This is a genomic window from Gordonia crocea (assembly GCF_009932435.1).
In the GTDB taxonomy this organism is placed as follows: domain Bacteria; phylum Actinomycetota; class Actinomycetes; order Mycobacteriales; family Mycobacteriaceae; genus Gordonia; species Gordonia crocea.
Genome location: NZ_BJOU01000001.1, coordinates 2,392,274 through 2,404,746 on the forward strand (window position 1 = coordinate 2,392,274; position 12,473 = coordinate 2,404,746).

Genomic DNA, 12,473 nt, shown 5'->3' on the forward strand with positions numbered 1-12,473 from the left:
TCGGCAGGAATGAGGGCCCACTCGGCAGGAATGAGGGCCCACTCGGCAGGAATGAGGGCCCAGTCGACGGAAATGAGGGCCCAGTCGGCGGAGGGCGGGAGCTAGGAACTCTTCGCGACCCGGCGCAGGCGGACGTTCGCGAACTCGCCCAGGCCCCACGGACCCAGCTCCCGGCCATAACCGGAGGCCTTCACACCCCCGAACGGCAGACCGGGCAGCGACGTGCCGTGCTCGTTGATCATCGCCATCCCGACATCGAGACGGTCGGCGACCTCACCGGCCTTCACGACATCGCTGCTCCACACCGACCCGGACAGGCCGTAGTCGACGTCGTTGGCCAGCTGAACCGCCTCGTCGACGTCGGCGAAGGAGTACACCACTGCCACCGGACCGAAGATCTCCTCGCGGTAGGCCGCCATCTCCGGGGTGACCCCGGTCAGCACCGCCGGCGCCATGAACGCGCCCGGACCGTCGAGCGCCTGGCCGCCGGTGTGCAGCACCGCCCCCGCCGCGACGGCATCGGCGACCTGCTCGACGACGTGGTCGCGCGCGGCGATCGACGACAGCGGACCTACCCGGGTGGCGGGATCGGCGGGATCGCCGACCGCCATCGCGGACACCGCCGCGGTCAGATTCGCCACGAAGTCGTCGTAGACCTCCTCGTGCACGATGAACCGCTTCGGCGAGTTGCACGCCTGGCCGCAGTTCATCATCCGGCCAGCGGCCGCACCGGCGGCAGCGGCGCCGACGTCGGGGCTGTCGAGCAGGATGAAGGCATCCGAGCCGCCCAATTCGAGGACCGACTTCTTCAGATGCCGGGCGGCGGTCTGCGCCACCGCGGCCCCGGCCCGGCCGCTGCCGGTCAACGACACGCCCTGCACCCGACGGTCCCCGATCATGTCGGCCGCCTGCTCGTTGCTCGCGTAGACGTTGAGGTAGGCGTCGGCCGGCACCCCGGCGGCGTGGGCGATCTCGGCCATCACCGCGGAACTCGCGGCACAGATCGGCGCATGCTTGAGGATGATGGTGTTGCCCAGCAGCAGGTTCGGCGCCGCGAAGCGGGCCACCTGGTAGTACGGGAAGTTCCACGGCATGATCCCGAGGATCGGCCCGATCGGCTCCCGGGTCACCGTCGACTCGGCCGCGCCCTGCGGATCGAGTTGCTCGGTTTCCAGGAGTACCGGACCGTGCTCGGCATACCAGTCGTAGATCATCGCGGTGAGCGCGAGCTCCCCCTTGGCCTGGGCCAACGGCTTGCCCATCTCCTTGCTCACCAATGCCGCGAGCTCGTCGGCACGGTCGCGGTAGGCCTGCGCCGTCGCGCGCAGCATCGCCACGCGGTCATCGACGGAACTGCGCCGCCACTGCTGATAGGCCTCCGACGACCGGGCCAGGACGTCCTGGACGTCGGCGTCGCTCATGGTGTCGAAGGTTTGCTCGACGACGCCGGTGGTCGGGTTCTGAGTCACATAGTCGGTCATGTCCGCCAACGTACGCGCCCGCCCCGGCGACCGAGCCGAATTCCCCAGGCCGAATTCCCCAGGCCGAATTCCCCAGGCCGGGTTATCCCGGCCGGACTCCCCGACCCGCGCACGTCTTCGCCGCTACATGTCCAAGCCGAGGTCGAGCACGGCGACCGAATGGGTCAGCGCCCCCACCGCGAGGTAGTCGACACCGGTCTTCGCGTAGTCCGCGGCGACCTCGAGGGTCAGGCCGCCCGAGCTTTCGAGTTTCGTCGACGGCGAGCGGGCATCGCGGCGCGAGACCGCCATCTGGGTGGCCCACAGGGGGAAGTTGTCGAGCAGGACCAGGCTCGGCGCCAGGGCCAGCACCTCGTCGAGCTGGTCGAGCGAGTCGACCTCGACCTCCACGGGGATATCGGGTGCGGTCGCGCGCACCGCCTGCAGCGCGGCGGCCACCGATCCGACGGCGGCGACGTGGTTGTCCTTGATGAGCGCCTCGTCGCCCAGGCCCATCCGGTGGTTGACTCCCCCGCCGGCGCGGACCGCCGCCTTCTGCAACGACCGCAGGCCCGGCAGCGTCTTGCGCGAGTCCCGAATCTCGGCCTTGGTCCCGTCGACCGCGTCCACCCATGCGGCGGTGGCGGTGGCGATGCCGGACAGGTGGCACAGCAGGTTCAACGCGGTGCGCTCGGCGGTCAACAGCTCGCGCGTCGGGGCGCGCAGCGCCAGCACCGTGTCCCCGGGGGCGACCCGGGTCCCGTCGGCCAACTCGGTGGCAACCTCGTAGCGCCCGGCGCCGATCACCGCGTCGAACACCGCCCGTGCCACCGGCACGCCGGCCACGACGCCGTGGGCCCGGCTGACGATGGCCGCGTCGGCGACCGCGTCGGCCGGCACCGTCGCCATCGTGGTGATGTCGGGCCCGTAGCGCAGGTCCTCGTCGAGCGCGAGCGCGATGAGCGCCCGCACCTCGTCGGTGACGAGGTCGGCCGATCCGGTCATTCGCCCGAGCCGGGGTTGCCGATCGAGATCATCTTCTCCACGCTCGCGCGCGCCCGCTCGGCGACGGCCGGCTCGACGTCGACCTCGTCGCTGCCCGTGACCAGGCAGCGCAGCAGCGCGGCCGGGGTGATCATCTTCATGTAGGGGCACGACGCCCGGCCGTTGACCGGCTGGAAGTCGACGTCGGGAGCCGCGCGCCGCAACTGGTGCAGCATGCCGATCTCGGTGGCGACGAGTACCTGGGAGGCCTTGGTCTCCCGGGCGGCGTCGAGCATGCCGCCGGTGGACAGGATCTTCACCTTCTCCTCCGGCACGGCACCCTCACCGGCCAGGTAGAGGGCCGAGGTCGCACAGCCGCACTCCGGGTGGATGAACAGGTCGGCATCCGGGTGCGCCGACGCCTGGTCGGCGAGTTCGTCGCCGTTGATGCCGGCGTGCACGTGGCATTCCCCGGCCCAGATGTGGATGTTGTCGCGGCCGGTCTCGCGCTTGACGTGCGCACCGAGGAACTGGTCGGGCAGGAACAGCACGTCGCGGTCGGGGTCGATCGACGCGACGACGTCGACGGCGTTGCTCGACGTACAGCAGATGTCGGTGAGTCCCTTCACCTCGGCGGTGGTGTTGACGTAGGAGACGACCACCGCGTCGGGGAACTCGGCCTTCCACGCCCGCAGGTCCTCGGCGGTGATCGAGTCGGCCAGCGAGCACCCGGCCCGGGCGTCGGGGATCATGACCCGCTTGTCCGGGCTGAGGATCTTCGCGGTCTCGGCCATGAAGTGGACGCCGCAGAAGATGATCTCGTCGGCGTCGGCTTCGGCCGCGATCCGCGAGAGGGCCAGCGAGTCGCCGGTGTGATGGGCGATGTCCTGGATCGACGGCAGCTGGTAGTTGTGGGCCAAGATCGTGGCGTTGCGCGCCTTGGCCAGGCGGTGCACCTCGTCGGCCCACTCCTGGGTGGGCTCGACTCCGGTGTACCCCTCGGGACCCTCGGTCCACGTGAGGGTGCTCGTGAAGTCTGCGGTAATGCTCATGTGACTGTCCTCCTTCGCCACCGGGCTGGGCGATTCAGGTGTTTTCGACTCCAAGTCGAAAACCTCGTTGATCGTAACACCCACCGTCGGCCGACCATTCCCGCGCGCCACGCCGGGCTCCGCGCGGGCGCCCCCTATGATCGGCTCGTGACCTCCCCCGACGACTCGCCCGCCGCCGTGCGCCTCGAGGTCCGCGCGGCCGCACTGCGAGTCGGCAGCGGCGACCCCGGCGCGGCGCCCCACCTGCAGGTGCTGCTGGTACCGACCGCCGACGACGAGGTGTGGGCATTGCCAGGCGGGCCGATCACCGGCGACGCCGAGCTGGCCGACACCGCCCTGACCGGACTGCGCGACCGGGCCGGGGTCACCGAGGTGGCGCACATCGAGCAGTTGGAGGTGTTCTCCGCCCCGCACCGGGTACCGGGACCCCGCACCGTGGCCTCGACCTACCTCGCCCTGGTCCGGCCGCAGACGCGGGCGCACCGCGCCCGGTGGCACGACGTCAACGCCGCTCCCCCGCTGGTCGCCGACCACGCCGCCATCGTCGCCGCGGCCCGCCACCGCCTCGCCGGCAAACTCTCCTATACGAACATCGCGTTCGCCCTGGCCCCCGACGAGTTCCCGATGTCCGAGTTGTCGGAGATCTACGGCGCCGCACTGGGCTATCCGGTGGACACCACGAACCTGTTGCGCATCCTCTCGCGGCGCGCGGTGATCACCGCCACCGGCGGCGTCCGGCGCACCCGCGGCGGCGGACGCCCGCCGGCGCTGTACCGCTTCACCGAGTCCTCGCTGCGCGTGACCGACGAGTTCGCCACGCTGCGTCCCCCGATGTGACCTGTCGGGCGGGGTCGGCTACACCGACTCCGAACCACCCTCGACGACGAGCTCGCCGGGGACCGCGGCGTCGGCCCCCAGGGCCGGATCGGAGGCCAGCAGCACGTGGAACAGGTACACCAGCAGCGCCATCACCGGCATCAGGATGAGCAGGATGCCCGGCGCGCCGACGGCACCCTCGGCCGGCGCGGCCATCCACAGTTTCGGCCCATGGGCGAAGGTCGTCCCCTGCGGCAGCGTGGTCGGGTCGGGCAGGCGGATCCGCAGCGCGCTCTGCGCCACTTCGATGGCGAGCCCGGAGGCCACCACCGTCGTCGCCAGCAGGGCGATCGCCCCGATCGGCCCGCGCCACGAGCGGGCCACCCACCAGAACGCCAGCCCGGCGACGACGCCGATCACCAGCAGGCCCAGGCAAAACCAGCCGATTCCGTCGAAGTAGCGGCTCAACTGCTCCGACGGGACACTGCCCGTGCCCGGCCGGATGACGATCCCGGTCGGCATCGGCGCCGTGTAGGCCCACACCACCGCACCGATCAGACTCACCACGACGACGCCGACGAGGAACACGATCAGCTGCGCGGGAACGAGGACATTCGCCCGCCAACCGGTCGCCCGCCCGCCCCGCACCACCGGCAGCCCGTCGGGCCCGGGGGCGAGCATCACCGGTTCACTCATCGCTGCTCCAGTTCCGTCGAATCCACCTCGCCGTGTCGCGAGCAGCGCGCCCACCAGCCGTCCGGGCGCACCTGAACGACCATACGGCGCCCACACTGCCCGCAGTAGCGCGGCGGCTCCAGACCCAGACGGGCGGTCGTCGGGATCGCGGCGTCGTCCTGGAGCTCGGTCTCGATTCCGGTGTACACCCCAAATCGGTGCGGGGCGGTCAACGGCCCCGGAATGTCTGCTGTCACCGGGTCAGAGCGTGTCGTTGAGCGCTTTGATCGGCATCGACAGGTTGTCCAGCAGGTCCAGGTCGGCCTCGGCCGGACGTCCCAGCGTGGTCAGGTAGTTGCCGACGATGACGGCGTTGATGCCGCCCAGGATGCCCTGCTGGGCGCCGAGATCGCCCAGGGTGATCTCGCGGCCGCCGGCGAACCGCAGGATGGTGCGCGGCAAGGCCAGACGGAAGGCGGCGACGGCCTTGAGGGCCTCGCTCGCCGGGAGCACCTCGAGATCGCCGAACGGCGTCCCCGGACGTGGGTTGAGGAAGTTCAGCGGCACCTCGTCGGGTTCCAGCTCGGCCAGGTTCGCGGCGAACTCGGCACGCTGCTCGAGGCTCTCGCCCATCCCGAGGATGCCGCCGCAGCAGACCTCCATACCGGCGTCGCGCACCATGCGCAGGGTGCCCCAGCGCTCCTCCCACGAGTGGGTGGTGACGACGTTGGGAAAGTGTGAGCGGGCGGTCTCCAGGTTGTGGTTGTAGCGGTGCACGCCCATCGCGGCGAGCTCGTCGACCTGCTCCTGCGTGAGCATGCCGAGGCTGCAGGCGATCTGGATGTCCACCTCGTTGCGGATGGCCTCGATGCCGGCCGCGACCTGGCTCATCAGGCGCTTGTCCGGACCGCGCACGGCCGCGACGATGCAGAACTCGGTGGCACCGGTCTTGGCGGTCTGCTTGGCCGCCTCCACCAGCGACGGGATGTCGATCCACGCACTGCGCACCGGCGACGCGAACAAGCCCGACTGCGAGCAGAAGTGGCAGTCCTCGGGGCAGCCGCCGGTCTTCAGCGAGATGATGCCCTCGACCTCGACCTCCGGCCCGCACCAGCGCATCCGCACGTCGTGGGCGAGGGCCAGCAGCTCTTCGAGCCGCTCGTCGGGCAGCTGCAGGACGGTCAGCACCTGGTCCTGCGACAGCCCCTGGCCGCCCTCGAGGACCTGCTCGCGGGCGATGGCCAGAATGTCGGCCGCCCCCGTGTCGACTGCTTCGGTGGTGGTGGACGCTGAGGTCACGATCGGACTCCTTCGTGTGGCCGGCGGGATTGTCCGCCGGATCGGTCGGTGGGAGGGGTGGGCGACCAGTTCGGGTCGAACCACCCGGGGGCGGATTCAACGAACCGGTCGCGGGTCATCGCGCCGACGCCTTCGGGCAGCGTACCGATCAGCGGCACCCCGGTGACGCGCGGCAAGTCGTCGGCGTTGCAGCGCATCGCCAGATCCGGCACGACGGGCCACGACCCGACGACCAGTCCGGCGGGGGTCAACCCGCGGGCCCGGATCGCGGCGACGGTCAGTTCGGCGTGGTTGAGCGCGCCCAGCGCGGGCGAGCAGACCACGACGATCGGCGCGCCCGCATCGGCGGCGACGTCGAGGATCGTCAGCGGTCCGGCGTCGCCGCCGTGCGCGGCGAGCCGCACCAGGACTCCGCCGGCGCCCTCGACGATGGTCACGTCGTGGGCGGCGGCCGCCTCGGCAATCGCGGCGGCCACCCGGTCCCGGCTCAGCGGCGCGAGGCCGGCGCGGGCCGCGGCGACGTCGGGCGCAAGCGGTTCGGGATAGCGGGCGCATTCCACGACGGTGACCGGTCCGGCCAGCCGTTGGACATGGGCGAGGTCGCCCGGCTCGGTCGGGGCAATACCGGTCTGGGCCGGTTTGACCACGGCGATGCGCTGCGCGCCGCGGGATCGCGCCCGGGCGACGAGGGCGGCGGTGGCCACCGTCTTCCCGACGTCGGTGGAGGTCCCGGTCACGGCGAGGATCATGCGGTCACCTCCTGGCGGTGGCGGTTGACGACGGCGGCGACCCGCTCGATCGCCGACTCGTCGAGGTCGGCCCGCGCGGTGATGCGCAGCCGCGACGTCCCGGCGGGAACCGACGGGGGGCGGAAGCAGCCGACGAGTACGCCGTCGGCGCGGCAGCGGGCGGCCCAGTCCACCGCGCGATGCGGATCGCCGACGATGAGGGAGACCACCGCCGCGCGCGGCTCCTCGCCGCCGCACTCGCGCGCGATCATCGCCGCGTTGGCCCGGACCCGGTCGGGCAGGCCGGGGTCGTGGCGCAGGATGCGCAGCGCCGCGTGGGCGCCGCCCACCGCCGCCGGGTTCAGGCCGGTGTCGAAGATGAAGGGCCGAGCCGTATCGATGAGATGGGTGCGCAACGACCGGCTGCCCAGCACCACGCCGCCCTGGGTGCCCAGCGATTTGGACATCACCGTGGTCATGACGAGGTCCGGCGCCCCGGACAGCCCGGCCTCGGCGATCACCCCGGCGCCGCCGGGGCCGCGCACCCCGAGGGCGTGCGCCTCGTCGACGAGCAGGGCCGCCCCCCGCGCCCGCGCCACCGCGTACAACTCGGCGACCGGCGCGACCTCGCCGTCGATGCTGTAGACCGAGTCGGTGACGACCAGCGCGCGCCGGCCCGCGGCCCCCGCCAGCGCCGCGTCCACCGCGGCGACGTCGCCCCGGTCGACGACGACCACCTCGGCGCGCGACAACCGACATCCGTCGATCAGCGACGCGTGGGCGCCGGCGTCGCTGACGATGAGGTCGCCCCGGCCCACGAGCGAGCTGATCGCCCCGACGTTGGCCAAATAGCCCGACGAGAAGCACAGTCCGGCGGCGAAGCCGGTGAAGTCGGCGAGGTCATCCTCGAAATCGATGTGCAGACTCGTCGTGCCGACGACCAGGCGCGACGCGGTCGATCCCGCCCCGAAGGCCGTCAAGGCGGCCCGGGCGCCGTCGACGACCCGCGGATCGGCCGACAGGCCCAGATAGTCGTTGGAGGCGAGGTTCAGCAGGTCGGCGTCGGGGCGGCGAACGATCGGATCGCGGTGCAATCCGGCGCGCTCGCGTTCGGCCGCGGCGGTCTCGAGCCAGTCGAGTGCGCTCATGCCCGGACCACCGCCCCGATACCGCGGCAGATCGTCGCGACGTCGTCGTCGGTGCTGATGTAGGGCGGCATCGTGTAGACCAAATCGCGGAACGGGCGCAGCCAGACACCGGCCGCGATGGCGGCCTCGGTCGCGGCGGCCATGTCGACCGGGGCGTCGAGCTGGACCACGCCGATCGCACCGAACACCCGCACGTCGCGGACCCTGTCGAGGCCGGCCAGGGGCGCCAACCCGGCGCGCAACCCGGCGCCGATCGCGGCGACCCGCTCGCGCCAGGGCCCGTCGAGGAGCAGGTTGGTCGACGCCAGCGCCACGGCGCAGGCCAGCGGATTGGCCATGAAGGTGGGGCCGTGCGCAAGCCCGCCGGCCTCCCCGGCGCTGATCGTCTCGGCGATCGTCGGGGTGCACAGCGTTGCGGCAAGGGTGAGGTACCCGCCGGTCAGCGCTTTGCCGAGACACATGATGTCCGGTGCCACACCGGCATGGTCCGCGGCGAACAACTCGCCGGTCCGGCCGAACCCGGTGGCGATCTCGTCGAAGACGAGCAGGACGTCGGCCGCGTCGCAGGCCTCCCGCAACACGGTCAGGTAGCGCGGGTCGTGGAACCGCATCCCGCCGGCGCCCTGCACGACCGGTTCGACGATGACCGCGGCGAGCTCGTGGGCGTGCTCGGCGATGGCCCCGCGCAGGGTGCGGGCGTACTCCTCGTCGAACTGCGCCGGCGGCGCGTCGACGAAGACCTGGTGGGCCAGCACGTCGGTCCACATCGCGTGCATGCCGCCCTCGGGGTCGCAGACGCTCATCGGGGTGAAGGTGTCCCCGTGGTAGCCGCCGCGCCAGGTGAGCAGGCGGGTCCGCTCCGGTGCGCCGCGCCCGCGCCAGTACTGCAGCGCCATCTTGACGGCGACCTCGATGGAGACCGAACCGGAGTCGGAGAAGAACACCTTCTCCAATCCCGGCGGGGTGATCTCGACGAGCCGTGCGGCGAGGTCGACCGCCGGCCGATGGGTCAGGCCGCCGAACATGACGTGGCTCATCGCGCCGAGTTGCTCGGTGGCGGCACGGTCGAGAACCGGGTGGCGGTAACCGTGGATCGCCGCCCACCAGGAACTCATCCCGTCGACCAGGCGCCCGGCCTCGGTCTCCAAGTACACGCCGTCGGCGGAGTGCACCAGCAGCGAGGGAACCGCCGCGGGCAGCGCGCCGTACGGGTGCCACACGTGGTCGGCGTCGATCTGCGCCAAGGACGGGGCGATGGGTGAGGCCATGGGCTCGATCCTCCTCGACCGGTCGGTTGTCGTTCTGCGCTGAATCGTTCGTCCGCTGGTGACGCGTCCTGTACACCGTACAGGGCCGGTGTGACCGGGATAACGGGCACCCGCTACGGTGAACCCGTGGCGATCAACCGGAGCGACGTACTGGCGGCCGCGCGCGCCATCTTGGCCCAGCACAGCCTCGCCGACCTGTCGATGCGCCGCCTCGCCACCGAGCTGGGCGTTTCCCCCAACGCCCTCTACTGGCACTACCCGGACAAGCAGACGCTGCTCGCCGCGCTCGGCGACGACATCCTGGCCGGCGTCGTCCCACCGGACGCCGACCTTCCCTGGGATGAGCGGATCGAGGCCCTGGCCCGATCCATGCGCGCCTGCCTGTGCGCCGTCCCCGACAGCGCCGAACTCGTCTCGTCGAGCTGGTCGAGCGGCCTGTCGTCGATGGCGGTGCTGGACCACCTCACCGCGGCGGCGCGCGCCGCCGACCTGCCCGAGCGCGAGCGGCGCGGCTTGGTGACGGCGATCGCCCAGCTCGTCATCGGCCTGACCATCGAGGAACAGACCCGACGGCAGATGACGCGGTTGGGGGTGACCAACCCGACGACGAGGGACTACGACGAGGAGTTCGCCGACGCCCTGGCGATCGTGCTCGCCGGCGCCCGGCAGGCCGCCGCGGGGTCCCGGTCCGACGTATCGGCACAACCCCGACGAAACGCCCCGGCAAGCGCTCTGGCCTGAGTCTTCTCTCAGGTTGCCCGTGGTAAATTCCCACATCGTGGTCGACCCCGGCAAGACAATCAGCGGCAGCCCGTCCGCCCCGGTCGCCGACAGTAAAGCCGCCCCGGCATACCGCTGGGACCTCGACGGTCTGCGCGGCGTCGCGATTCTGTTGGTGGCCTGCTTCCACGTGTGGTTCGGCCGTGTATCCGGCGGCGTCGACGTCTTCCTCACGCTCTCCGGTTACTTCTTCATCGGGTCGCTGCTGCGGCACGCCATCGCCGCCCAATCCCCGATCATCGGCTACCGCGACACGATCAACCCGTGGCCGCGGCTCAAACGGCTCCTCAAGCGCCTCCTGCCCGCGCTGTACACGATGCTCATCGGCGTCGCGATCCTCACCGTCACCACCAACGCCATCCCCCAGGCGCGGTGGATCGAAATCGGCCGCGAGATCGTGGCGTCCGCGCTGTATTACCAAAACTGGTTCCTCGCCAAGAACTCGCAGGACTACCTGGCCGCCAGCGCCACCAACAGCCCGCTCCAGCACATCTGGTCGATGTCGATGCAGGGGCAGTTCTTCCTCGGCATGCTGATCCTCGCGCTGATCGTCGCCGCGCTGCTCAAGCTCGCCGCCAAGCCGTTGGCCCGGCTGGGCACCGAGCGCAGCATCCGCGCCATCGTCGGCGTGATGGTCCTGGGCCTCGCCGCCCTGTCCTTCTACTGGGCGTGGATGCGCCACGGCGTCGACCAGCCGTTCAACTACTACGACACCTTTTCCCGCCTGTGGGAGCCGCTGGCCGGCGGCCTGCTCGCGGTGTGGATGCCGCGCACCCGGGTGCCGAACTGGATCCGCAACATCGTGGGGCTGGCGGCGCTGGGCCTGATCCTTTCCTGCGGCTGGTGGATCGACGGCGTCAAGGAGTATCCGGGACCGCTCGCCCTGGTCCCCGTCGGTTCCACCGTCGCACTGATCTGGGTCGGGGCCACCGCCCTCTCACGCCCGCGGCCCGACGGGACGGTTGCGCCGCAGCCGATCGTGTCGCGGGTCCTCGCCACGCCGCAGGGGATCTGGCTGGGCAATATCGCCTACTCCCTGTACCTGATCCACTGGCCGCTGCTGATCTTCTACCTCGCGTGGCGCGACAAGAACCACGCCAGCATCGTGGAGGGAACGGCGATCCTGACCGTCTCGGTCCTGCTGGCCTGGCTGTGCAAACGCTTCATCGAAGACCCGGTCCGCCACTCCCGGCGACCGGTACCGCTGTGGCGCAAACCCGACGAAGTGGTCGAGGTCACCGCCCACCACGATCGACGCGAGAGCAATCGCCGCCGCTTGTCGCTGTCCTACGGCAGCGTGCTCACCGTGTTGCTGATCCTCGGTGTCGTCGGCATCGGCGTGGGCAACCGCGTCTGGACCTGGCACGTCATGTCGCAGAAGGTCGACACCACCACCCTGGATCCGCACGACTACCCCGGTGCGCGCGCCCTGCTGAACGGCTGGCCGGTGCCCGATCGGCCGCCGCGTCCCGCGCCGAATGTCGCGGAATTCGACTTCCCCGAGACGAGCACCGACGGATTCATGTCGAACTTCCTCGACAACGAGATCCACGTCGGCGTCTACGGCGACAAGAAGGCCAAGCGCACCATCGCGCTGGCCGGCGGGTCGCATGCCGAGATGTGGATCACCGCGATGAACATCCTCGGCAAGCAGTACGGCTTCAAGGTCAAGACCTACCTCAAGATGGGCTGCGCACTGACGACCGAGCGCGTCCCGAAGAAGTCCGGTACCGACAACCCGTACCCGGAGTGCTACGACTGGGGCCAGCGCGTGGTGAAGGCGATCATCGCCGACCGCCCCGACGCCGTCATGACGACGTCGACGCGGCCCCGCGACCGCCAGCCGGGCGACTGGATGCCCGACGCGTACAAGCCGATCTTCACCGCTTTCATGGATGCCGGCATCCCGGTGATCGGCATGCGCGACACCCCGTGGCCGCGGGACCGCCACGGCGAGGGTTTCGTCACGCCGCAATGCCTGTCGCAGGGCGGCGACGCCATCAGCTGCGGCACCGTGCGGGCCTCGGCCCTCATGCCCGACGACCCGTCGATCCCCTTCGCGCAGGCCCACCCGCTGTTCCACCGGATCGACATGACCGCCGGGGTCTGTGAGCCGGTGATCTGCCCGGCGATCGTGGGCAACATCGTGGTTTACAAGGACTACCACCACCTGTCGGCGACCTACGTCCGCAGCCTCGTCGACGAACTCGGCCGCCAGCTCGGCGAACAGATCGACTGGATCCGTCGAACCTGACCGGTAAGG

At 70.9% G+C, this 12,473-nt stretch carries 12 protein-coding genes; 3 read left to right on the plus strand and 9 right to left on the minus strand.

Annotated features, from left to right (window positions below; all coding sequences use genetic code 11):
• Positions 1-101: 101 nt before the first annotated feature.
• From nbrcactino_RS11320 to nadA, 3 genes are all read right to left on the minus strand, one after another.
• Positions 102-1,481, minus strand: a complete 1,380-nt coding sequence (locus nbrcactino_RS11320) for an NAD-dependent succinate-semialdehyde dehydrogenase (protein WP_161927445.1) — start codon at positions 1,479-1,481, stop codon at positions 102-104.
• Between the two features lie 123 nt (positions 1,482-1,604).
• Complete coding sequence (gene nadC / locus nbrcactino_RS11325; RefSeq protein WP_161927446.1) at positions 1,605-2,465, minus strand: carboxylating nicotinate-nucleotide diphosphorylase; 861 nt, start codon at positions 2,463-2,465, stop codon at positions 1,605-1,607.
• The gene (nadA, locus tag nbrcactino_RS11330) at positions 2,462-3,496 is read right to left on the minus strand and encodes a quinolinate synthase NadA (RefSeq protein ID WP_161927447.1); all 1,035 of its coding nucleotides are present in this window, start codon (positions 3,494-3,496) and stop codon (positions 2,462-2,464) included. The genes nadC and nadA overlap by 4 nt, the downstream gene beginning before the upstream one ends.
• 147 nt (positions 3,497-3,643) lie before the next feature.
• Between nadA and nbrcactino_RS11335 the strand changes: the two genes are divergently transcribed.
• Positions 3,644-4,333 carry an NUDIX hydrolase gene (locus nbrcactino_RS11335; RefSeq protein ID WP_161927448.1) on the plus strand — a complete coding sequence of 230 codons (690 nt, stop codon included), beginning with the start codon at positions 3,644-3,646 and terminating at the stop codon, positions 4,331-4,333.
• An 18-nt stretch (positions 4,334-4,351) separates the two neighbouring features.
• On the opposite strand, the gene nbrcactino_RS11340 is transcribed toward nbrcactino_RS11335, so the two are convergent.
• The 6 genes from nbrcactino_RS11340 to nbrcactino_RS11365 are packed head-to-tail and all read right to left on the minus strand — an operon-like array spanning position 4,352 to position 9,430.
• Complete coding sequence (locus nbrcactino_RS11340) at positions 4,352-5,008, minus strand: DUF2567 domain-containing protein (protein ID WP_161927449.1); 657 nt, start codon at positions 5,006-5,008, stop codon at positions 4,352-4,354.
• Positions 5,005-5,244, minus strand: coding sequence for a biotin synthase auxiliary protein BsaP (gene bsaP / locus nbrcactino_RS11345; protein WP_161927450.1), 240 nt, complete (start codon positions 5,242-5,244; stop codon positions 5,005-5,007). Before bsaP ends, nbrcactino_RS11340 begins: the two co-directional genes overlap by 4 nt.
• Positions 5,245-5,248: 4 nt before the next feature.
• Positions 5,249-6,286: a biotin synthase BioB gene (gene bioB / locus nbrcactino_RS11350; protein ID WP_186343342.1), complete on the minus strand. Its 1,038-nt coding sequence runs from the start codon at positions 6,284-6,286 to the stop codon at positions 5,249-5,251.
• On the minus strand, positions 6,283-7,035 hold the full coding sequence (gene bioD, locus nbrcactino_RS11355) for a dethiobiotin synthase (RefSeq protein ID WP_161927451.1): 753 nt from the start codon (positions 7,033-7,035) through the stop codon (positions 6,283-6,285). The genes bioB and bioD overlap by 4 nt, the downstream gene beginning before the upstream one ends.
• Positions 7,032-8,162 (minus strand): 8-amino-7-oxononanoate synthase, encoded by a 1,131-nt coding sequence (locus nbrcactino_RS11360; protein ID WP_161927452.1) that lies wholly within the window; start codon positions 8,160-8,162, stop codon positions 7,032-7,034. The genes bioD and nbrcactino_RS11360 overlap by 4 nt, the downstream gene beginning before the upstream one ends.
• Positions 8,159-9,430: an adenosylmethionine--8-amino-7-oxononanoate transaminase gene (locus tag nbrcactino_RS11365; protein WP_161927453.1), complete on the minus strand. Its 1,272-nt coding sequence runs from the start codon at positions 9,428-9,430 to the stop codon at positions 8,159-8,161. Before nbrcactino_RS11365 ends, nbrcactino_RS11360 begins: the two co-directional genes overlap by 4 nt.
• A gap of 126 nt (positions 9,431-9,556) precedes the next feature.
• Here nbrcactino_RS11365 and nbrcactino_RS11370 point away from each other — a divergent pair, with 126 nt between their 5' ends.
• Positions 9,557-10,171 carry a TetR/AcrR family transcriptional regulator gene (locus nbrcactino_RS11370; RefSeq protein ID WP_161927454.1) on the plus strand — a complete coding sequence of 205 codons (615 nt, stop codon included), beginning with the start codon at positions 9,557-9,559 and terminating at the stop codon, positions 10,169-10,171.
• Between the two features lie 37 nt (positions 10,172-10,208).
• Positions 10,209-12,464, plus strand: coding sequence for an acyltransferase family protein (locus nbrcactino_RS11375; RefSeq protein ID WP_371864535.1), 2,256 nt, complete (start codon positions 10,209-10,211; stop codon positions 12,462-12,464).
• The last annotated feature ends 9 nt before the right edge of the window (positions 12,465-12,473 follow it).